Origin of the sequence: Cellulomonas sp. Leaf334 (assembly GCF_001424195.1) — a bacterium.
Lineage (GTDB): Bacteria > Actinomycetota > Actinomycetes > Actinomycetales > Cellulomonadaceae > Cellulomonas.
Genome location: NZ_LMOO01000006.1, coordinates 151,520 through 172,841, shown reverse-complemented (window position 1 = coordinate 172,841; position 21,322 = coordinate 151,520). Strand labels below are relative to the sequence as shown.

Below are 21,322 nucleotides of genomic sequence, written 5' to 3'. Positions count from 1 at the left end.
TTCACGGACGTCCTAGGGTACCTGCCAGCTCCCGGGTGGCCCGTGCCGTCAGGTCGTCGACGAGGGTGGCGCGCCACGTGCTCCAGGCCTGCGGACCCGCCGCGCCGGCGTCGGCCTCGGTCAGCGCCCGGAGCAGCCCGAGCAGGTCCGGACGGTGGTCGACGGCGTCGAGCAGCCGGACCATCGTCTCCGGGTCCTCGTGGTCGGCCGTCGTGGCCAGGTCCGCGAGCGTCAGGTGCTCCCGGACGAGGCGGGTGACGTCCGCCGCCACCTGCTCGTCGAAACCCATGCGCAGCACGATCGGACCGGCCAGCCGTGCACCCTCGGTCGAGTGGTCACCGGCACCGGCCCGCTTGCCGATGTCGTGCAGGAGCGCGGCGAGCAGGAGCGTCTCCCCGTGCTCGACGACGCGCTTGTCCCGTCCGGCGCGTGCGACGGTCTCGACGAGGTGGCGGTCGACGGTGTGCCGATGGATCGCCGAGCGCTGCGGCCGGTTGCGGACGCCCGCCCACTCCGGGATCCACGTGGTCACCACACCGGCGAGGTCGAGCGCCTCCCAGATCGGCACCTGCGCAGGGCCGGAGCCCAGCAGCTGCAGCAGGTAGCCGCGGGCCGCCTTCGGCCACGGCGTCGGGAGGGACGGGGTGGCCGTCAGGCTCGCGACCGTGACGGGCGAGAGCGTCAACCCGGTCCGGGCGGCGGTGGCCGCGGCGCGCAGGGAGAGCAAGGGGTCCTCCGCCGGGCGCGCCTCGACGGCGAGCACGATCTCGCCGTCGTGCTCGACCAGGTCCTCGGCGATGGTCCGCAGACGGGGGGCCGTGCGTCGCCCGCGCACGAGCATCGACTTCATCGCCGGTCGCTGCAGCGCCTGGCGAGCGTTCCGGACGGTGGTGTCGAGCGCGTAGGAGATGACGCGTGCAGCCTCGGCGATGCTCGCCAGCAGGTCGTCGCGGTCGTCGAAGCCGACCAGGGCGGCGACCTCGTCCTGGTCCGCGAGCAGCAGCCGGTTGGTGTGCCGCCGCGTCACCACCTGGACCGTGTCGCGCACGTCGAGCAGGTGGGCGTACGCCATGTCGACCGCGCCGTGGGGCCGGTCGGTGAGCCAGGTCGCGGCGAGCGCGCTCAGCACGACGGCGTCGCGGATGCCGCCGCGCGACTCCTTGAGCTCCGGCTCGATGAGGTAGGCCAGCTCACCGTGGCGCTCGGCACGCTGCCGGGTGGAGGCCAGCAGCTCCGGCAGGCGCCGGCGCGCGGCCGACCGCCAGTCCTCCAGCAGCGCGGACTTGGCCCGGGCGATGACGAGGGCGTCACCCGAGACGGGCTGCAGGTCCAGGAGCCCGACGGCCGCCGGGAGGTCCTTCGACGCGACCTGGCGGCACTGCGCGAGCGACCGGACGGAGTGGTCCAGGTCGAGGCCCGCGTCCCAGATGGGGTACCAGAGCTTCTGCGCGAGGGCCGACAGTGCCTCGGTCGAGTGGCCGCGACCCTCGTGCACGAGCAGCAGGTCGAGGTCGCTGACCGGGCTCGCGTCGCCGCGCCCGACGCTGCCGACCGCCCCGAGCGCGATGCCCGACACGTCCTCACCGTCGGTCGCGAGCTCCCACTGCTCCCGGAGCCGGCCCACGACGAGCTCGACGATCGCGGCACGTCGGGCGATGCCGTCGGATCCCGGACCGGTCAGGCCGGCGGCGAGCTCGAGCCGCTCAGAGCGGAGGTCCCGCACCCCGATCGCGGGGTGCGGGACCTCGGGCGACCCGTTCGCGGCCGCGCCCCCCGCGGGCGGCCGTTCCTGTGTCATGTGTGTCTGGTGACCGTCCTGATCAGAGGGCGTCGTCGCCGTGCTCACCGGTGCGGACGCGAGCCACGTCCTCGACCGGGACGACCCAGACCTTGCCGTCGCCGATCTTGCCGGTCTGTGCCGCGCGCACGATGACCTCGGTCACGCTGGCCGCGTCCTCGTCGCTCACGAGCACGTCGATCTTGACCTTGGGAACCAGGTCGACCGTGTACTCCGCACCGCGGTAGACCTCGGTGTGACCGCGCTGACGGCCGTAGCCGCTGGCCTCGCTCACGGTCAGCCCACGGACACCCGCGGCCTCGAGGGCCGACTTCACGTCGTCCAGCCGGTGCGGCTGGATGACCGCCGTCACGAGCTTCGTCATCACTTCACCTCCGTCACGACGCGGGCGCCGACGCCCAGCGTCTCGTATGCGGTCTCAGCGTGGACAGCCAGGTCGATACCGCCGATCTCGGCCTCGTCGGAGACCCGCAGACCGATGGTCGCCTTGAGGATGAGCGCGATGACGTACGTCGCCGTGAAGCTGAACAGGATCGCGGCGAGCGCCACGATCGTCTGCGTGGCCAGCTGAGTGACGCCTCCACCGTAGAACAGACCGTTCTGCGCTCCGTCCGGGTACCAGGTGCTGTTGGTGTCCGTGGCGAAGAAGCCGATGAGGATGGTGCCGACCAGACCACCGACGAGGTGGACGCCGACGACGTCGAGCGAGTCGTCGTAGCCGAACTTGAACTTGAGGCCGACGGCGAGGGCGCAGAGCACACCCGCCACGATGCCGATCGCGATCGCGCCCCACGTGTCGACCGCAGCAGCGGCCGGGGTGATGGCGACGAGGCCCGCGACGATGCCGGACGCGGCACCGAGCGAGGTGGCGTGACCGTCACGCACCTTCTCCGTGGCGAGCCAGGCGAGCATCGCGATGCCCGTGGCGAGGAGCGTGTTGAGCCAGGCGCGACCGGCCACGTTGTCCGCGGCGAACTCCGACCCGGCGTTGAAGCCGAACCAGCCGAACCACAGGAGTGCGGCACCGAGCATGACGAACGGCAGGTTGTGGGGCCGCATGGCCTCCTTGCCGAAGCCGCGACGCGCACCGAGCACGATCGCCAGCACCAGGCCGGCCGTACCGGCGTTGATGTGGACGACCGTCCCACCGGCGAAGTCGATGGGGGTCGACAACCCTTCGGTGAGGCCGGTCGCGCTGAGCAGACCGCCGCCCCACACCCAGTGGGCGAGCGGCAGGTAGACGACCGAGACCCAGACGGCCGTGAAGACCAGCCAGGCACCGAACTTCATGCGGTCCGCGACCGCACCAGAGATGAGCGCGACCGTGATGATCGCGAAGGTCGCCTGGTAGCCCGCGGCCACCAGGAACGGCACACCCGACCCGGCCATCAGGCTCTGGTCGTCGGTGGCGCCCTGCAGGCCGAAGAACTCGAACGGGTTGCCGAGCCACCCGCCGCCGAGGTCCGAGCCGAAGACGGCCGAGTAGCCGTAGAGCACCCAGATGAGCCCGGCGACGCCGATCGCGCCGAAGCTCATCATCATCATGTTCAGCACGCTCTTGCCGCGCACCATGCCGCCGTAGAAGAACGCCAGCCCCGGCGTCATCAGCAGCACGAGGGACGCGGCGGTCAGCATGAACGCCGTGTTCCCGCTGTCCAAAGCGAATTCTTCCATCGAGATCGCCTCTCCACTCGCCAGCCGGGGGTGGCTGGTCGGGGATCACAGTTGACGAACGGGGTTTCCGTCAGAGGCGAAGGACGTTACGTCGGTGTGACAAGCCTCACCCGTAGGTAAACGTCTCGTTTCGTGGTGAGCAGACGTCCAGCAACCGGGGCGCTCCGGACGACCCGCGGAGCGTCCCGATCAAGGTCCGCGCCGGGTCTGTCGATGACCTCGGGGTGGCCCTCCCCGACGCGCGCGTCGCCTCTCCGTCCGTCGCCGTGCTCGCGTGGCTGACCCACTGGAGCACGTGCGCCGCCCTCGTCCTCCTGGTGGTCAACGACCACGTGCTCAAGGCCGCGTACGGCACCTGGTGGACCGGCAAGGTCTCCGACGTCGCGTGGCTGCTGGTCGCGCCGCCGCTGCTGGCCACCGCGCTGGGCGGTGCCGCGCACGTCGCCGGCGTCCGCCGAGCGACCGCGCGTGCGTGCGCGCTCGCCGGCCTCGTCCTGGCCGGCGCTGCCTTCGTGGTCGTGAAGTCGTCGGTGGCGGGTGCGGAGGCGGCGTCGTCGGTGCTCAGCGCCCTGGCCGGCCCGAGCGTCGTCCTCGCCGACGCGACCGACCTGCTCGTCCTGCCGGCGCTGGCGGTCGCCTGGGCGGTCGCGCGCGGAACCCGGACCAGCCGGGGTCGCGCACCCCGGGCCGCCCTGGTCCTCGTCCTGATCCCGGCGACCGTGCTCGCGACCGCCGCCACCAGCCAGACGCCTCCGGACGAGGCCATGCACGTCGTCGTCCTCGGTGACGTCGTCGCCGTCGGCGACTCCTCGTCGTACGACCCCGAGGGCGCGACCTGGCACCTGACGGACGACGGCGGGGCGCACTGGCAGAGGATCGCCGGAAGCTCGGACGAGGCCGGCCTGATCACCAGCCAGGTCGAGCGCGCCGGCGGCACCCAGCAGTCCGTGTGCGTACCGCCGGACGACACCCCGTGCTTCCGGGCCGCGGACCAGGGCCTCGGCGTCGACCGCAGCGACGACGCCGGCGAGACGTGGCAGGAGGACTGGGCCGTCACGGGCGACACGCTCGCCGGGCTGGAGCAGCGCTACGGGACGGAGCACCCCACCCTGCAGACCGTCGGCGTGGCGGTCCAGACGACGCCGGACGGCTACCGCGTGTACGCCGCCAACGCGGCCGACGGCGTCGCCGTCCGCGACGAGGACGGCACCTGGACCCGTATCGGGTTCACCTACCGGTCCGGCGACGAGGTGGTCGTGCCGCTCCCGGGCGAGCCGACCACCCTGCACCACCCGGTACCCGTGGGCATCGTGCTCCTCGCCCCGGCCGGACTGCTCACGCTCGCGCTGAGCCGGCGTCGCCTCCCCCGCTCGAGGCGGACCCACACCCGGTCCGGTGTCGGCGTCGTCGCCGCGGTCGTCTCCGCGCTCGCGGTGCTCGCGAACCAGTCGTGGGCAACCGTCGACGGCGTGGACGTCGGCGCGAACCTGATCTTCGGGTCCCTGATCCCGACCGCTGTCGTCGGCAGTCTCACCGTCGTGTCCGCGACGCTCATGGTCGCGGCGGCCACCGCGCGGGGCAGGCGCGTCGCCTGGCTGGTCGTCGCCACGTCGACGGGCGTCGCCGTCGCGATGTCGCTCGTGGCGCCGCTCGTCCTGGCCGGTCTCGTGTCCGCTGCGCTCGTGGCGGCCGGCGTCGTCGCGATCGCGAGGGTCGACGACGCGTCACCGGTCGAACCCCCGGCCACCTGACCGGGCTCGCTCCGGCTCAGCCCCCGAGCAGCGCGTCCACGAACGCCTGCGGGTCGAACGGGGCCAGGTCGTCCGGACCCTCGCCGAGGCCGACCAGCTTGACCGGGACACCCAGCTCACGCTGCACGGCGACCACGATCCCGCCCTTGGCGGTGCCGTCGAGCTTGGTGAGCACGATGCCCGTCACACCGGCCACCTCGCTGAACACCCGCGCCTGGTTCAGACCGTTCTGGCCCGTGGTCGCGTCGAGGACCAGGAGGACCTCGGACAGCGGCGCCTCCCGCGTGATGACACGGGTGATCTTGCCCAGCTCGTCCATCAGCCCGGCTTTGTTCTGCAGGCGGCCCGCCGTGTCGACGAGCACCACGTCGATCCCGTCGGCCTTGCCCGTGCGGACGGCGTCGAAGGCCACTGCGGCCGGGTCGGCGCCGTCGCGGTCGGACCGGACCGTGTGCACGCCGACGCGGGAGCCCCAGGTCTGCAGCTGGTCGGCGGCGGCGGCGCGGAACGTGTCCGCGGCACCGAGGACGACGGTCCGGCCGTCGGCCACGAGCACGCGGGCGAGCTTGCCGACGGTGGTCGTCTTGCCGGTCCCGTTGACGCCGACGACGAGCACGACCGCAGGGACGCGCGAGCCGTCGGCTGCCTCGCCGGGTGCGGTGTGGAGGCTGCGGTCCAGGGTCGGGTCGACGAGCGCGATCAGCTGCTCACGCAGGAGCGCGCGGACCTGTGCCGGGTCCTTGAGACCCTCGACCCGGACGCGGGTGCGCAGCGCGTCGATGAGCTCCCCCGTCGGGCCCGCGCCCACGTCGGCGAGCAGGAGCGTCTCCTCGAGCTCGTCCCAGTCGTCCTCCGTGAGGTGGTCCTTGGACAGGACCGCGAGCAGCCGGGCGCCGAGCGGGGACCCTGACCGCGAGAGCCGGTCGCGCAGCCGCGAGAGGCGTCCGGCGACGGGTGCGGGCACCTCGAGGACCGGCGGTGCCTCGACCTCCTCCGGGGGCGCCTCGACCGGGGGCGCCGTCGACTCGACCTCGGGGGCGGGAGTCGGCAGGTCGACCGGGGGCGGGGCCTCGTCCACGGCAGAACCGCGGCGCCGGCGGACGAGCAGAGTCGTCAGCGCGACGACGATGGCCGTCGGGATGCCGGCCGCCAGGAGGATCTCGAGCGTCTCGTTGGTCACCGGGACAGTGTGTCTGGCGGCGGGCTCAGGACGCGAACCGACGCGTCACGCGCGCGGGTTCAGCGGTCACGGTGGCCCGGCAGGACGCCGGTGGCCTTCTCCTTGGCACGCTGGAGGGTGGCCGCCAGGTCGTCGACCTGGAGGTACGCCTCGCCCTCGTCGACCGTCTCGCGCAGGAACTGCGCGAGCGAGAGGTCGACGGGCTCGACCGCGGCTGCGGCGGCCGCGGCCCGCTGCTCGGCGTCGGGGTTCTTGCGGCCCGCCAGGCCGCTGCGGAACGTGGCCAGGGGTGACTCCCGCTTGTCCTTCGCCGACGAGAAGATGCTCGCAGCGACCAGGACGGCTGCGGCGACGAGGACGGCAAGAAGGATCGCGACGAGGACAGCCATGGCACCAGTGTCCGCGCCGCGCGGCGGTCCGTCACCGCACGACGCACAGCGGGAGCCAAACGGCACACAATCTCCACAGGCCGACCGGGAGGGACCAGGTCAGACCGCGACATCCTCCCGCATGCGCTGGCTGATGACCGTGGTGACGCCGTCGCCACGCATCGTCACGCCGTACAGGGCGTCGGCGATCTCCATGGTCCGCTTCTGGTGCGTGACGACGATGAGCTGCGAGTCCTCCTGGAGCTCGCGGAAGATCTCGAGCAGCCGGCCGAGGTTGGCGTCGTCCAGGGCCGCCTCGACCTCGTCCATGACGTAGAACGGGCTGGGGCGCGCCTTGAAGATCGCCACCAGCAGCGCGACGGCCGTGAGCGAGCGCTCCCCGCCCGACAGCAGCGAGAGCCGCTTGACCTTCTTGCCGGCCGGTCGCGCCTCGACGTCGATGCCGGTGGTGAGCATGTTGTCGGGGTCCGTCAGGACGAGCCGACCCTCCCCGCCGGGGAACAGCCGCGGGAACACGACGTCGAACGCCGCGGCGGTGTCGCGGTACGCCTCCGCGAACACCTGCTCCACGCGCTCGTCGATCTCCTTGACGATCTCGAGGAGGTCCGCGCGGGACTTCTTCAGGTCGGCGAGCTGCTCCACGAGGAACTGGTGGCGCTCCTCCAGGGCGGCGAACTCCTCCAGCGCGAGCGGGTTCACACGCCCGAGCAGGGACAGCGCGCGCTCGGCGGCCCGGAGGCGCTTCTCCTGCTGCTCGCGCACGTACGGGACCGTGGTGGGGGCCTCCGGGTCGACCTCGGCTCCCGGCAGCGGGATGACCGGCACGTCCTGGTGCGGGCCGTACTCCTCGAGCAGGACGGCCGGATCGAGCCCCAGGTCGTCGACGGCGCGGGCCTGGAGCGCCTCGATCCGCAGGCGCTGCTGGGTGCGCGCGACCTCGTCCCGGTGGGCGACGTCGGTGAGCTGGGCGAGCTCGGTGGCGCGGACGTCGACCTCGGCGCGGGCGGCGCTGACCTCCCGGTCCCGTTCGCCGCGTGCCATCTCGGCGGCGTCGCGCTCGGCCGACGCACGGCGCAGCGACTCGTCGAGCACGACCAGCGCGCGGGTGGCCCCGTCGCGCACGGCCTCGGCGACGCTCGCCTGCCGCGACCGGGCACGCTCGCGCTCGGCGGCGCGCTCGCGGGCGACCCGCTCGGTCTGGGCGGCCCGCTCGAGGGACTCGGCGCGACCGGACAGGGCGCGTGCGCGCTCCTCACCGGTGCGCAACGTCAGCCGGGCCTCGGTCTCCCGGGCGCGCGCGGCGGTGGCCAGCTCCGCCAGCCGGTCCCGACGGGCGCTGCCCTCGACGATGGCCGCCTCGCTCTCGGCGGGCTCCACCTCGGCGGCGGCCAGCCGCTCGGCGAGCTCGGTGAGCTCAGCGGTGTCGGCCTCCAGCGTCCGCGACGCGGCCTCCAGCGACTGCTGCAGCCGCGCGGCCTCGGCGTTCGCCGCCCGGGCCGCCGAGCCGAGGTGGCCCAGCTGCTCCGCCACGGCGGCGAGCGCGGCGTCGGACTCGTTGAGCCGGTCGAGGGTGCGCTCGTGCGCGTCGCGTGCCGCGGTCAGCGCTTCCGTGGCGCCGGTGAGCTCGAACCGGACGCGCTCGGCGTCCGCCGTCGCCCTCGCCGCGCCCGAACGTGCCTGGTCGAGAGCCGACTGCAGGTGCAGGGCGCTGGGTGCCGTCGCGGAGCCGCCCGACGCGCGGTGCCGGGACAGCACGTCGCCGGTGCGCGTGGCGACGACGAGGTCCGGGCGGGTGGCGACGATCGCGCGGGCGGCGGCGAGGTCGTCCACCACGACGACGTCGGCGAGCAGGGTCTCGACGGCCGCGCGGACGTGCTCGGGGGCGCGGACGAGGTCGACCGCGCGGGCCGCTCCGGCCGGGACGTCCACGATCGGGGTGGAAGGGGCCGACGTGCCGCTGACCAGCAGCGTCGCCCGGCCCGCGTCCTCGGTGCGCAGGTAGCGGATGGCGTCGACGGCCGCGTCGACGGAGTCCACCGCCACGGCGTCGGCGACGGCACCCAGCGCGGCGACGATCGCCTCCTCGTTCTCCGGGTCGACCGCGAGCAGGGCCGCGACCGACCCGACGAGACCGGGCTGGCCGTCCGCGGCGAGGAGCGCACCGACCCCGTCCTTGCGCGTCAGGCTGAGCTCGAGGGTCTCGGCACGGGACTCCAGGGCGGTGCGCTCGCGCTCGGCGGCGCTCAGCTGCTCCTGCAGGGCGGTGAGCCGCTCGGTCGCGCGTTCGAGGGCCTCGACGGCGGCCTCGTGCTCGGCGTCGAGCCCCTCCTCGCCCTCCTCGACACCCGCGACCTGCGACTCCAGCACGGCGAACTGCGTCGTCGCCTCCTGGCCGCGCTGCTCGGCGGCGGTCAGCGACTCCCGGAGTCGTCCGAGCTCGGCCTGCGTCGCCTCGACGCGACTGCGGCGCGCAGCGACCTGACCGGCGAGCCGGGCGACGCCCTCGCGACGGTCGGCGGCGCCGCGCAGCGCGGTGGCGACCTCCTTCTCGGCGGCCGTCGCCTCGGCCTCGGCCTCCTGCCGCGCGGTGACGGCCGCGTCGAGGGCGGCCCGCGACAGCTCGACCTCGCTGGCCAGCTCGGCCTCCGCGGAGCGGACGCGCTCGGCCTGGGCGGCCAGGTCGTCGGGGTCCGACCCGCCGGTGCGCTCCGGCCCGGCGCTGCCGAGGAGACGGACCCGGTCGGCGGCCAGGGACGCCGTGCCGCGCAGGCGCTCGCGCAGCGACGAGAGCCGGTACCAGACCTCGCTGGCCTCGCTCAGGGCGGGTGCGGCCTCGGCGGCCTCGCGCTCGAGCGTCGCCAGGCGGGCGCGCGTGGCGGCCAGCGCGCCCTCCACCTCCTCGCGACGGACGCGCAGGGCGCTCTCGTCGGCGATCTCCTGCTCGAGCGTGGACGTCAGCTGCGCGAGGTCGTCGGCCAGCAGGCGAGCGCGGGAGTCGCGCAGGTCGGCCTGGACGACCGCCGCCTTGCGGGCGACCTCCGCCTGCCGGCCGAGCGGGCCGAGCTGACGCCGGATCTCCCCCGTGAGGTCGCCCAGCCTCGTCAGGTTGGCCTGCATCGCCTCGAGCTTGCGGAGCGCCTTCTCCTTGCGCTTGCGGTGCTTGAGGACGCCCGCCGCCTCCTCGATGAACCCGCGGCGCTCCTCGGGCGTCGCGCGCAGCACCGCGTCGAGCTGACCCTGGCCGACGATGACGTGCATCTCGCGGCCCAGGCCGGAGTCGGACAGCAGGTCCTGGATGTCGAGGAGCCGGCAGCCCTGCCCGTTGATCGCGTACTCGGACCCGCCGTTGCGGAACAGCGTCCGCGAGATGGTGACCTCGGAGTACTCGATCGGCAGGGCGCCGTCGGCGTTGTCGATGGTGAGCGCCACCTCGGCGCGGCCCAGCGGAGGGCGCCCGGCGGTGCCCGCGAAGATGACGTCCTCCATCTTGCCGCCGCGCAGCGACTTGGCGCCCTGCTCCCCCATCACCCAGGCCAGGGCGTCGACGACGTTGGACTTGCCCGAGCCGTTGGGCCCGACCACGCAGGTGACGCCCGGCTCGAAGTTCAGGGTCGTCGCCGAGGCGAACGACTTGAACCCCCGCAGGGTGAGGGTCTTGAGGTGCACCCACGAAGCCTAAGGCGCGCGCGACGCAGCCCCGGGGACGTCCACCCGCTCGGCGGTGCGGCTCAGCCGCGCGGGGACGCCGGATCGGGCACGTCGAGACGCTCCGCGAGGCGCCGTCGTGCGACGTCCCGGTCGCGCCCGCGGCCTCGCCCAGCTCGTGCACCCGGGTCAGCGCCGCGGCAGCCCCACGAACCAGGCGACGACCACGTCCGTGCCGAGCTCGGCGCAGGCGTCGGCGACCCAGTCCGCGGGGCGGCCGGTCATCGGCTCAGAGGGCGGGGAACCACAGGGCGATCTCGCGGGCCGCGGACTCCTCGGAGTCCGAGCCGTGCACCAGGTTCTGGATGACCTTCAGGCCCCAGTCGCGGCCCAGGTCACCGCGGATGGTGCCCGGCGCGGCGACGGTGGGGTCGGTGGCGCCGGCCAGGGAGCGGAAGCCCTCGATCGCCTTGTGGCCCTCGGCGACCACCGCGAGCACCGGGCCGGACCGCATGAACTCGATCAGCGGCGTGAGGAACGGCTTCCCGGCGTGCTCGGCGTAGTGCTCGGCGAGCAGGGCCTCGTCGGCCTGGCGGAGCTCGACCGCGACGAGCGTGTAGCCCTTGGCCTCGATGCGGCGGACGATCTCGCCCGACAGTCCGCGGCGGACACCGTCCGGCTTGACCAGGACGAGGGTGCGCTGCGTGGTGGGTGCGTCAGTCATGGGCTGAACCCTAACCTCGGCTACGGCCCGACCGCCCCCGGGTTCGCGGCGTCGTACTCGGCCCGCTCCCGGTCGATCCGGCCCCCGAGCCGCAGCGCGACGATCCACAGGATCACGAAGATGCCGCCCACGACGAACATCATCGGGATCACGAACCCGACCGCCAGCACGACCCCCTGCACGACCGACCCGGCCACGTAGCCGCCGGGGCGGGTCATGAGACCCGAGAGCACGATCAAGGTCACCGACAGCGCCCCGCCGACCCACCAGATCGCGGCGGGCTCGGCGAGCCGCAGGCCGTACGCCACGAGCGTCGCGAAGAACACCAGGACGGCCTCGAGGACGAGGATGGTCTGGGTGAACTGGGGCTTCGCGGGGCGCTTGCGGCGTACGGCCTGGCCGCCGTCCGGGACGGTGGAGCTCATGAGGGGAAGGTTACCGGCGGACGCCGGCCTCGATGTCGTCGGGTGCCGCGTCGCGCTGCGTCGGGACGTCCCCCGCGGACAGGTCGTCGACGACGACCGCGCCGTCGACCCGCTCGGAGGCGACTCCGGAGCCGTCGGCCGCGAGTGCCTCGCCACGGGCCACCATGCCGGCGACGTCGGAGAGCTTGACCTCACGCAGGAACAGGGCGAGGACGAAGCCGACGGCGACCACCGGCACGAGGTACCAGAACGAGGGTGCGAGGGCGTTGGTGAACGCGTCGATCACTCCGGTCTTCAGCGGCTCGGGCAGGGCCTGCACCGCGGCCGGCGTCAGGCTGGAGGCCTCGCCACCGGACCCTGCGGGCGCGCCGGCGAAGACCCCGGCCAGGTTGTCCGCCAGCTTGGTGGTGAACATCGTGCTGAACAGCGCCGTGCCGACCGCCGCACCGATCTCGCGGAAGAAGTTGTTCGTGCTCGTGGCCGTCCCGATCTCGTGCGGGTCGACCGAGTTCTGCACGGCCAGCACGATGGTCTGCATGACCAGGCCCATGCCGGCGCCGAGCACGAAGATCATGGCGCCGAAGAGCCACATCGACATGTCACCGGTGATCTGCGTGAGCCACGCGACGCCGCCGGTGGTGATGGCGAGGCCGACCACGGGGAAGATCTTGTAGCGGCCGGTCTTCGTGATCGCGATGCCGGAGCCGATCGCCGTGATCATGACACCGACCATCATCGGGAGCAGCAGGAAGCCGGACTCCGTGACGCCCGCGCCGGTCGACATCTGCAGGAACGTCGGCAGGAACGCCAGGGCGGCGAACATGCCCATGCCGAGGATGAGGCCGATGGCCGTGGCGATGGTGAAGGTCGGGTTCTTGAAGAGGCGCAGCGGCAGGAGCGGCTCCTCGGCACGCAGCTCGACCATGATGAACGCCGCGATCGAGACGAGCGTGCCGATCACCAGGGCGAGCAGGCCCGGGTCCGACCAGTCGTAGCCGCGGTTGCCGGTCCAGCTGTCCCAGCTGGTGGCCAGGACGAGGCCGGAGGTCGCGATCACCATGAAGAAGATGCCGGCGACGTCGATCTTCTTGCCGGACCGGTGGGTCGGGAGCTTGAGGGTGAACCAGGCCACCGCGAACGCGGCGAGGCCGATGGGGATGTTGATCCAGAAGCACCAGCGCCAGTCGGCGTGCTGCGTGAACAGACCGCCCAGGAGCGGGCCGATGACGGCCGAGATGCCGAACAGGGCACCCATCGGGCCCATGTACTTGCCGCGGTCCTTGGCGGGCACGATGTCCGCGATGATCGCCTGCGACAGGATCATCAGACCGCCGCCGCCGAGGCCCTGCACGCCGCGCCAGAACACGAGCTCACCGAACGACTGCGCGAACCCGGCACCGGCCGAGGCGATGGTGAACAGCCCGATGGCGATGAGGAACGGCCAGCGCCGGCCCCAGAGGTCACCGAACTTGCCGTACAGCGGCATGACGATCGCGATGGCCAGGATGTAGGCCGTCACGACCCAGCCCTGGTGCTCGACCCCGTTGAGCTCGCCGACGATGGTCGGCATCGCGGTGCCGACGATCGACTGGTCGAGCGAGGACATGAACATGCCCGCCATGAGCGCACCGAAGATGAGCCAGACGGTCTTGGGTGTCAGGTGGATCAACGGCTTGTCGGTCGCGGGAGCCGGTGGGGCTGCGGTGGCCATGCGGGAGGACCTCGTTCTGCGGGTGCGGGTGGGGGCGGTGGTTCGGGGGGTCAGTCGGTGAGGATGGAGCGCAGGTCGGCGACGACGGCGCTGACGTGCTCGTCCGCGGTGCCGGTGCCGCCGGCCGCGTCCCAGCGCATGAAGGTCGCGTGGGTCAGGAAGAGCAGGGTCGAGCCGACGATCTCGGAGGAAAGTGCAGCGTCGTCGGCTGTGCCCATCTGCAACCGCCGCTCGATCAGTGCCGAGAGCTGGCCCTTGTGCTGCTCCATCCAGGCGAGGTGCCGGGCGAACAGCCGCGGCTCCTTGGCGGCGAGCTCGAGGGCGCGTGCCACCCGCTGACGACCGATGGGGGCGTCGGTGAGGAACGAGCTCACCAGAGCCTGGAGGTCGGCGAGCAGGTGACCCGTGGGTCCGCCGGTCGCGAACTCCTCCGTCGCTGCCGAGTCGAGCGGCCACGGGGTGTGGCCGAGCACGGCGTCGTCCTTCGTCTCGAAGTAGTTGAAGAACGTGCGGGCGGAGACGCCGGCCTCCTCGCAGATGGCCTCGACCGTGACGGCGTCGAGTCCGTGCTCGGCGACGAGCCGGTGGGTCGCGTCGATCAGCGCCTCGCGGCGGGCGCGCTTCTTGCGCTCACGCAGCCCGAGGGCGGGTTCGTCGACCGATGAGTTCTGCACGAGGTGCAACTTTACACACACTGCAACTTTGCAGCGGACGCAAGTTCATGTGCAGTTGATCACAGCAACTGTCAGACTTCGCCGAAGCCGCCCTCGACCGCGGCGACGAGCGCGTCGCGGGCCTCGGCGGCCTGCGGTCCCTCGGTCTCGATGTGCAGCTCGACGCCCTGCTTGGCGCCCAGCTTCATCAGCTCCAGCACGCTCGCGGCGTTGGCGCCGTTGACCCGGACCCTGGCGTCGTACGCCGCGAGCATCCGCGCGACGACCGCGGCGGGGCGGGCGTGCAGACCGAGCGGGTTGCGCAGCACGGCCACCGCCCGGAGCACGCCGTCGTCGGACGATGCGCCGGCCTGCGCGGGCGACTCGGCCGCGTCCCCGAACGTCGAGCCCGCGTGCACCGCGGACGCCAGGACGCCTCCCAGGTCCGCTCCCCCGTGCGCCGTCACGGCAGCGGCGACGGCACCCTCCACGAAGGGCGCGTCCGCGAGGCGCACCCGCGAGGCGACGTCCTCGTCCAGCAGCTCCAGCACGGACTCGGTCGTGAGCACCGCCGATCCGAGGTCCGTCAGCACGACCGCGGAACGGCCGTCCTGCGTCGCCTCGACGAGCGCGCGCTCGACGGCCTCGTAGCTGGTCCCGAGCCCGCCGTCGTCCGTGCCTCCCGCGGCGATCAGCAGCACGCCCGGCGCCATCTGACCGGCGAGCTCGACCGCGCCCTGCGCGAGAGCGCGGGAGTGGGACACCAGGACGAGCGCGACAGGAGCGAGCTCGCGCGTCACGCGGCCGCCTGTGCAGCGGCCCGCAAGATCAGCTCCGTCGACCGGGCACCCGGGTCGAGGTGCCCGGCGGACCGCTCCCCGAGATAGCTCGCGCGGCCCTTCGTCGCCACGAGCGGGATCGTGGCCTCGGCGCCCTCGTGCGCGGCGTCGGCCGCCGCTGCGAGCACCTCGGCCGGTGACGCCCCGCCGTCTGCAGCCGTCACCGCGGCCTCCGTCGCAGGTGTCCAGGCGTCGACCATCGTCTTCTCGCCCGTGGTCGCCTTGCCGCGCGCGACGATCCCCTCGAGCGCCGCCTCGAGCAGCGCGACGACCCCGTGGCTGTCGAGCTGGGTGACGCCGGTGGCCTTCGCGGCACGCAGGTACGCCGTGCCGTACAGCGGGCCGGCGGCGCCGCCGACCGTCGACATGAGGGTCGTCGCGACGAGCCGGAGCACCTCACCGATGTCCGCGGGTTCCGCCGGGAGCGCGTCGAGCTTGGCGACGACCGCCGAGAAGCCGCGGAACAGGTTCTCGCCGTGGTCACCGTCGCCGATCTGCCGGTCCAGCTCGATGAGCTCCTGCCGGTGCTCGGTGACGGTCTGCGCCGAGCGACGCACCCAGTCGACCGCCCACGCCACGTCCAGCGTCATGCCCACGCTCCCTCGACCTGTTGGATCACCGTTCCGGCCACGTCCCTCGCAGTCACCACCGCAGGGCGGTCGTGTGCACAGGGGCGTCCCAGAGCGCGGTCAGCTCGTCGTCCAGGCGGAGGACCGTGACCGACGCACCCTGCATCTCCAGCGATGTCACGTAGTTGCCGACGAGCGAGCGGGACACCTCGACCCCTCGGCCCTCGAGCAACGCGCGGGCCTGACGATAGACCACGTAGAGCTCCGAGGCGGGGGTGCCGCCCATGCCGTTGACGAACAGCAGCACCTTCTCGCCGCCGGTCAGTCCCAGGTCGTCCGCGACGGGCGTGAGCAGCAGCTCGGTGATCTCGTCGGCGCTCGCCAGCGGGATGCGCCGACGGCCCGGCTCACCGTGGATCCCGATGCCGATCTCGATCTCGTCGTCGGGCAGGTCGAAGCTCGGCTTGCCCGCGTGCGGGACCGTGCAGGCGGTCAGCGCGACCCCCATCGAGCGCACGTTCGCGATGACCTTCTCCGCGACGGCGACGACGGCGTCGAGGTCGTCCCCGCGCTCGGCGGCCGCGCCCGCGATCTTCTCGACGGCGACCGTGCCGGCCACGCCACGGCGGCCCGCGGTGTACAGGGAGTCCTCCACGGCGACGTCGTCGTTGACCACCACGGTCCGGACATCGACGTCGTCGGCCACCTCGGCGGCCATCTCGAAGTTGAGCACATCGCCCGTGTAGTTCTTCACGATCGCCAGCACCCCCGCGCCCGCGTCGGCCGCCTGGAGGGCCGGGGCGATCTGGTCCGGGGTCGGCGACGTGAACATCGCGCCCGGGACGGCCGCGTCGAGCATGCCGACGCCGACGAAGCCACCGTGCAACGGCTCGTGCCCGCTGCCGCCCCCGCTGACCAGACCGACCTTGCCGGCCGACGTGCCGCCGGCGCGCGTGACGAACCACGGGTCACGGTGGATCGCCACCACGTCCGGATGGGCCGCCCCGAACCCGTCGAGCGACTCGGCCACGACGGTCTGCGGGTCGTTGATGAGCTTCTTCACAGCGGCCATCCCTTCCACCGGGCGCCCACGGCGGGGCCCGCGCGTCCGTCGCGACCTTCGACGTCCCGACAGGTCTCACCATGTTGTCGCTGCGAAGGGCCGTCAAGGGGAGGACGTGCGCCGTCGGTGCACGTTCGTGCACCGCCCGACGGGCGAACCGGACGGATGACCAGGACGTCAGGGACGGCCGAGCAGCCGCCGCGCCTCCGCCACGAGCAGGATCGAGCCGGTGACGAGCACGCCCGATCCTCGCTCGACCTCGCTCTCCGCCCGGGCCACCGCGAGGTCGAGCGCGTCGTTCAGCCGCTCGGCCACGTGCACCCGGTCCTCGCCGAAGATGTCGATGGCCACCTCGGCGAGGTCCTCGACCTCGAGCGCGCGCGTGTTCGACGCACGGGTGATCACCACCTCGGCGAGCAGCGGCTCGAGGAGCGACAGCATGCCCTCGGGGTCCTTGTCCGCCATCACGCCGACGACGCCGACGAGCCGGTGGAACTCGAACGCCTCCTCGATCGCGTCGACGAGCGCCTCGACCCCGGCGGGGTTGTGCGCGCCGTCGACGATGATCGTCGGGCTGCTGCGCACGACCTCCAGCCGGCCCGGCGAGTCAACGTCGGCGAACGCGACCTCGACGACGCCCGGGTCCAGCGCCCGGCCGCCCGTGAGGAGCGCCTCCGTCGCGGTCAGGGCGAGCAGGGCGTTGTGCGCCTGGAACTCGCCGTGCAGCGGCAGGAAGATCTCCGTGTAGGTGCCGCCGAGCGTCTGCAGCGTGATGAGCTGGCCACCGACGGCCACCTGACGCTCGCCGACCTCGATGTCCACACCCTCGCGCACGACGCGTGCGCCCTTCTCCGCCGCGGCGGCCAGCACCACGCCCTCGACGTCCTCCTGCTGGGCGGCCAGGACCAGGGTCGCGCCGTCCTTGACGATCCCCGCCTTGACCGACGCGATGTCGAGCAGGGTGTCGCCCAGGTAGCGCTCGTGGTCCATCGAGATCGGCGTGATGATCGCGACCTCGCCGTCGGCGACGTTCGTCGAGTCCCACAGACCGCCCATGCCGACCTCGACCACGGCCACGTCCACCGGTGCGTCCGCGAACGCCGCGAAGGCCATCACGGTGAACACCTCGAAGAACGACAGCTGCGGCTTGCCCTCCGCCGCGGAGCGCTGGTCGACCAGGTGCACGTACGGGGCGACGTCCTGCCACACCTCGACGAACCGCTCGTCGCTGATGGGCTCACCGTCGATGACGATGCGCTCGTTCACACGGGACAGGTGCGGGCTCGTGAACCGGCCCGTGCGCAGGCCGTGCTCCCGGACCAGCCGCTCGACCATGCGCGACGTCGACGTCTTGCCGTTGGTGCCCGTGACGTGCACGACCCGGTACGCCTTCTGCGGGTCGCCGAGCAGCTCCATCACGGCGAGCGTCCGGTCGAACGTCGGGTCGATCTCGTGCTCGGGGGCGCGCGCCAGGATGCCGCGGTACACCTCGTCGGCGGCCGCCCTGGCCTCCTTCTCCGCCTCCGAGCGCAGGTGGTCGGCCCCTCCGTGCTCACGCGGGCTCATGCCTCGTACCCTCCGGCGTCGACGGCTTCGACGGAGGCCTGCAGCGTCGGCCCCGTCTCGATCTCGACCGAGAGCGCCAAGGTCTCGCGGGCGATCGTGTCGCGGTGCTGCTCGACCGCGGCGACGTGCTCCGTGGGGACGTCGAGCGTGAGCAGGATCCGGTCCCCCACCTGCAGCCCGGCGGCCTTGCGGGCGTCCTGGACCACGCGCACGACGTCCCGGGCGTAGCCCTCGGCGCGCAGCTCGTCGTCCAGCGTCAGGTCGAGCACGACGAAGCCGCCACCGGGCAGGACCGCCGCAGCACCGCCCTCGCCACCCACCACGGTCGTCAGCTCGTACTCGCTCGGCTCGAGCGCCACGTCGCCGTCGTCGGTGGTGACCACGACCGCGTCCCCGTCCACACGCCAGGACTCGGCCCGCGCCGCCTTGATGACCGCCTGCACACCGCGGCCCAGTCGCGGGCCGGCCGCGCGGGCGTTGACCGCGAGGCGCTGCGTGATGCCGAAGCGCTCGGCCGTGCCCGCGTCGGCGGTCACCAGGTCGACGCGCTTGACGTTGAGCTCGGCCGCGAGCAGGTCGCGGTACGGCGCGAGGGCGTCCGCGTCACCGACCGCGACGGTCAGCGACCGCAGCGGCTGCCGGACGCGCACGCCCGCGGCCTTGCGCAGACCGAGCGCGGTCGACGTCACCGCACGGACCTGGTCCATCGCGGCGACGAGCGTCTCGTCGGCGGGCGCGAGGTCCACCTCCGGCCAGTCGGTCAGGTGCACGCTGCGTCCACCCGTCAGGCCCCGCCAGACCTCCTCGGTGACCAGCGGCGCGAGCGGAGCCATGACGCGCGTGAGCACCTCGAGGCTCGTCCAGAGCGTGTCGAACGCGTCGGCGTCCTCGGCCCAGAAGCGGTCGCGCTGCGTGCGCACGTACCAGTTGGTCAGGACGTCGAGGTGCTCGCGGACGCTCTCGCAGGCCGCCGAGATGTCGTAGGCATCCAGCTGCTCCGTGGTGCGCGCCACCAGGTCCCGCGTGCGCGCCAGCACGTACCGGTCCATGGGCGCGAGCGTGGCCGCACGCGCGGCGTCGACCGGCGTCGCGACGTACCCGGTGCCACCGTCCGCCGCCCCCGCGTAGAGCGTGAAGAAGTAGTACGTGCTCCACAGCGGCAGCAGCACCTGGCGCACGCCGTCGCGGATGCCGTCCTCGCCGACGATGAGGTTGCCCCCGCGCAGGATCGAGCTCGACATGAGGAACCAGCGCACGGCGTCCGAGCCGTAGACGTCCCACATCTTCGCCGGGTCGGGGAAGTTCCGCAGCGACTTGCTGGCCTTGCGGCCGTCGTCGCCCAGCACGATGCCGTGGCACAGGACGTTGCGGAACGACGGGCGGTCGAACAGCGCCGTGGCCAGCACGTGCAGCGTGTAGAACCACCCGCGGGTCTGCCCGATGTACTCGACGATGAAGTCGCCCGGGTAGTGGTGCTCGAACCAGTCCGCGTTCTCGAACGGGTAGTGCACCTGCGCGAACGGCATCGAGCCCGAGTCGAACCACACGTCGAGCACGTCCGGGATCCGGCGCATGGTCGAGGCACCCGACGGGTCGTCCGGGTTCGGGCGTGTCAGCTCGTCGATGAACGGGCGGTGCAGGTCCGGCTCGCCGGCCTCGTTCGTCGGCACCCGCCCGAAGTCCGCCTCCAGCTCCGCCAAGGAGCCGTACACGTCCACGCGCGGGAACGCGGGGTCGTCCGAGACCCACACGGGGATGGGCGTGCCCCAGTAGCGGTTGCGGCTGATCGACCAGTCGCGCGCATTCGACAGCCACTTGCCGAACTGGCCGTCCTTGATGTGCTCCGGCGTCCAGGCGATGTCCTGGTTGAGCTCGACCATGCGCTCGCGGAACCCGCTCACGCGCACGAACCAGCTGGTGACCGCCTTGTAGATCAGCGGGTTCCGGCAGCGCCAGCAGTGCGGGTAGGAGTGCTCGTACGTCTCGTGGCGCACCACGACCGCGCGCTGGTCCGCGGGGACGCGCGCGAGGGGGCCGGTGCCGGCCTTGAGGTCCGCGATGATCGGCTTGTTGGCGTCGAACACCAGCTGGCCGACGTAGTCCGGCACCTCGGTGGTGAACTTCCCCTGCGAATCCACCGGCACCACGGGCACGACCCCTGCCGCGTCGCACGCGACCATGTCGTCCTCGCCGAACGCGGGCGCCAGGTGCACGATGCCCGAGCCGTCCTCCGTGGTCACGAAGTCGGCGAGCAGCACCTGGTGCGCGTTCTCGCGGCCGGCGAAGTAGTCGAAGGGCGGCGTGTAGCGGCGGCCCGCCAGGTCCCGACCCGTGACGGTGGCCACGACGGTGGCCTCTCCGAGCTCCTTGGCGTACGCGCCCAGGCGGGCGGCCGCGAGCACGACGCGCTCCCCCGCGAGCGCCGAGTCGGGTCCCGGCTCGACGGTCACGTAGTCGACGTCCGGCCCGACCGCGAGCGCCAGGTTGCTCGGCAGGGTCCACGGGGTCGTGGTCCACAGGAGCGCCAGCTCGCCGGTCTCCAGCCGCAGACCGACCGTGAGCGCGGGGTCCTGGCGCGACTGGTAGACGTCGTCGTCCATGCGCAGCTCGTGGTTGGACAGCGGCGTCTCGTCGCGCCAGCAGTACGGCAGCACGCGGTAGCCCTCGTACGCCATGTCCTGGTCGTAGAGGCGCTTGAACGCCCAGATGACCGACTCCATGAAGGTCACGTCGAGCGTCTTGTAGTCGTGGTCGAAGTCGACCCAGCGCGCCTGCCGCGTCACGTACTCGCGCCACTCGCCCGTGTACCGCAGCACCGACTCGCGGCACGCCCGGTTGAACGCGGCGAGCCCCATCTCCTCGATCTGCGAGGTGTCCGTGATGCCCAGGAGGCGCTGCGCCTCGAGCTCGGCCGGCAGCCCGTGCGTGTCCCACCCGAAGCGGCGCTCGACGCGGCGGCCGCGCATCGTCTGGTAGCGCGGCACGACGTCCTTGGCGTACCCGGTGAGCAGGTGGCCGTAGTGCGGCAGGCCGTTGGCGAACGGGGGGCCGTCGTAGAAGACGTACTCGTTGCTGCCGTTCTCGCCGGCCTCGCGGGCGTCGATCGACGCCTGGAACGTGCCGTCCTCCGCCCAGGACGCGAGGACGTCCTGCTCGAGGGCGGGCAGGTCCGGCGACGCGGGCACGGACGAGTCGGGGCGGTGCAGCGGGTAGCGCGGTGCGGCAGTCACCGTCGGTTCTCCTGGTCGATCTCGCTCACGGCCGCGAGGACGACCACCCCCGGGACGGGGACGACCGCGGTACCACCTCGCTTGCCGGCGTCCCCGGGGGGTCGT

The 21,322-nt window shown here is 72.8% G+C and carries 16 protein-coding genes; 1 reads left to right on the top strand and 15 read right to left on the bottom strand.

Annotated elements, in window-relative coordinates:
- Position 1: 1 nt before the first annotated feature.
- The 3 genes from ASF78_RS15410 to ASF78_RS15400 are packed head-to-tail and all read right to left on the bottom strand — an operon-like array spanning position 2 to position 3,472.
- Complete coding sequence (locus ASF78_RS15410; RefSeq protein WP_056591294.1) at positions 2 to 1,798, bottom strand: [protein-PII] uridylyltransferase; 1,797 nt, start codon at positions 1,796 to 1,798, stop codon at positions 2 to 4.
- Positions 1,799 to 1,820: 22 nt separating this feature from the next.
- On the bottom strand, positions 1,821 to 2,162 hold the full coding sequence (locus tag ASF78_RS15405; RefSeq protein WP_055922297.1) for a P-II family nitrogen regulator: 342 nt from the start codon (positions 2,160 to 2,162) through the stop codon (positions 1,821 to 1,823).
- On the bottom strand, positions 2,162 to 3,472 hold the full coding sequence (locus ASF78_RS15400) for an ammonium transporter (protein ID WP_056591291.1): 1,311 nt from the start codon (positions 3,470 to 3,472) through the stop codon (positions 2,162 to 2,164). The genes ASF78_RS15405 and ASF78_RS15400 overlap by 1 nt, the downstream gene beginning before the upstream one ends.
- 224 nt (positions 3,473 to 3,696) lie before the next feature.
- On the opposite strand from ASF78_RS15400, the gene ASF78_RS22820 reads away from it, so the two are divergent.
- Entirely contained in the window at positions 3,697 to 5,223 is a 1,527-nt protein-coding gene (locus ASF78_RS22820; RefSeq protein WP_056591288.1) for a hypothetical protein, read from the top strand.
- 16 nt (positions 5,224 to 5,239) lie between these two features.
- On the opposite strand, the gene ftsY is transcribed toward ASF78_RS22820, so the two are convergent.
- The 12 genes from ftsY to ileS form a co-directional block, all read right to left on the bottom strand.
- On the bottom strand, positions 5,240 to 6,403 hold the full coding sequence (gene ftsY / locus ASF78_RS15390) for a signal recognition particle-docking protein FtsY (protein WP_056591286.1): 1,164 nt from the start codon (positions 6,401 to 6,403) through the stop codon (positions 5,240 to 5,242).
- Positions 6,404 to 6,462: 59 nt separating this feature from the next.
- A complete protein-coding gene (locus ASF78_RS15385; RefSeq protein ID WP_056591283.1) occupies positions 6,463 to 6,792 on the bottom strand; it encodes a hypothetical protein in 330 nt (109 codons plus the stop codon).
- A 99-nt stretch (positions 6,793 to 6,891) separates the two neighbouring features.
- Entirely contained in the window at positions 6,892 to 10,458 is a 3,567-nt protein-coding gene (gene smc / locus ASF78_RS15380) for a chromosome segregation protein SMC (protein ID WP_056591282.1), read from the bottom strand.
- A 268-nt stretch (positions 10,459 to 10,726) separates the two neighbouring features.
- Positions 10,727 to 11,161 (bottom strand): nucleoside-diphosphate kinase, encoded by a 435-nt coding sequence (gene ndk / locus ASF78_RS15375; protein WP_056591280.1) that lies wholly within the window; start codon positions 11,159 to 11,161, stop codon positions 10,727 to 10,729.
- Positions 11,162 to 11,181: 20 nt separating this feature from the next.
- Positions 11,182 to 11,586, bottom strand: a complete 405-nt coding sequence (locus ASF78_RS15370) for a DUF4233 domain-containing protein (RefSeq protein ID WP_056591277.1) — start codon at positions 11,584 to 11,586, stop codon at positions 11,182 to 11,184.
- Between the two features lie 10 nt (positions 11,587 to 11,596).
- Entirely contained in the window at positions 11,597 to 13,297 is a 1,701-nt protein-coding gene (locus ASF78_RS15365; RefSeq protein WP_056591275.1) for an MDR family MFS transporter, read from the bottom strand.
- Positions 13,298 to 13,347: 50 nt separating this feature from the next.
- A complete protein-coding gene (locus ASF78_RS15360; RefSeq protein ID WP_056591272.1) occupies positions 13,348 to 13,971 on the bottom strand; it encodes a TetR/AcrR family transcriptional regulator in 624 nt (207 codons plus the stop codon).
- Between the two features lie 71 nt (positions 13,972 to 14,042).
- The gene (gene dhaM / locus ASF78_RS15355) at positions 14,043 to 14,750 is read right to left on the bottom strand and encodes a dihydroxyacetone kinase phosphoryl donor subunit DhaM (protein ID WP_056591269.1); all 708 of its coding nucleotides are present in this window, start codon (positions 14,748 to 14,750) and stop codon (positions 14,043 to 14,045) included.
- Positions 14,747 to 15,379, bottom strand: a complete 633-nt coding sequence (gene dhaL, locus ASF78_RS15350) for a dihydroxyacetone kinase subunit DhaL (protein WP_056591264.1) — start codon at positions 15,377 to 15,379, stop codon at positions 14,747 to 14,749. Before dhaL ends, dhaM begins: the two co-directional genes overlap by 4 nt.
- Before the next feature lie 52 nt (positions 15,380 to 15,431).
- Complete coding sequence (dhaK, locus tag ASF78_RS15345) at positions 15,432 to 16,421, bottom strand: dihydroxyacetone kinase subunit DhaK (RefSeq protein ID WP_056591751.1); 990 nt, start codon at positions 16,419 to 16,421, stop codon at positions 15,432 to 15,434.
- Positions 16,422 to 16,598: 177 nt separating this feature from the next.
- A complete protein-coding gene (locus ASF78_RS15340) occupies positions 16,599 to 17,987 on the bottom strand; it encodes a folylpolyglutamate synthase/dihydrofolate synthase family protein (RefSeq protein ID WP_056591261.1) in 1,389 nt (462 codons plus the stop codon).
- Positions 17,984 to 21,217: an isoleucine--tRNA ligase gene (ileS, locus tag ASF78_RS15335; RefSeq protein ID WP_056591258.1), complete on the bottom strand. Its 3,234-nt coding sequence runs from the start codon at positions 21,215 to 21,217 to the stop codon at positions 17,984 to 17,986. The genes ASF78_RS15340 and ileS overlap by 4 nt, the downstream gene beginning before the upstream one ends.
- Between the last annotated feature and the right edge of the window lie 105 nt (positions 21,218 to 21,322).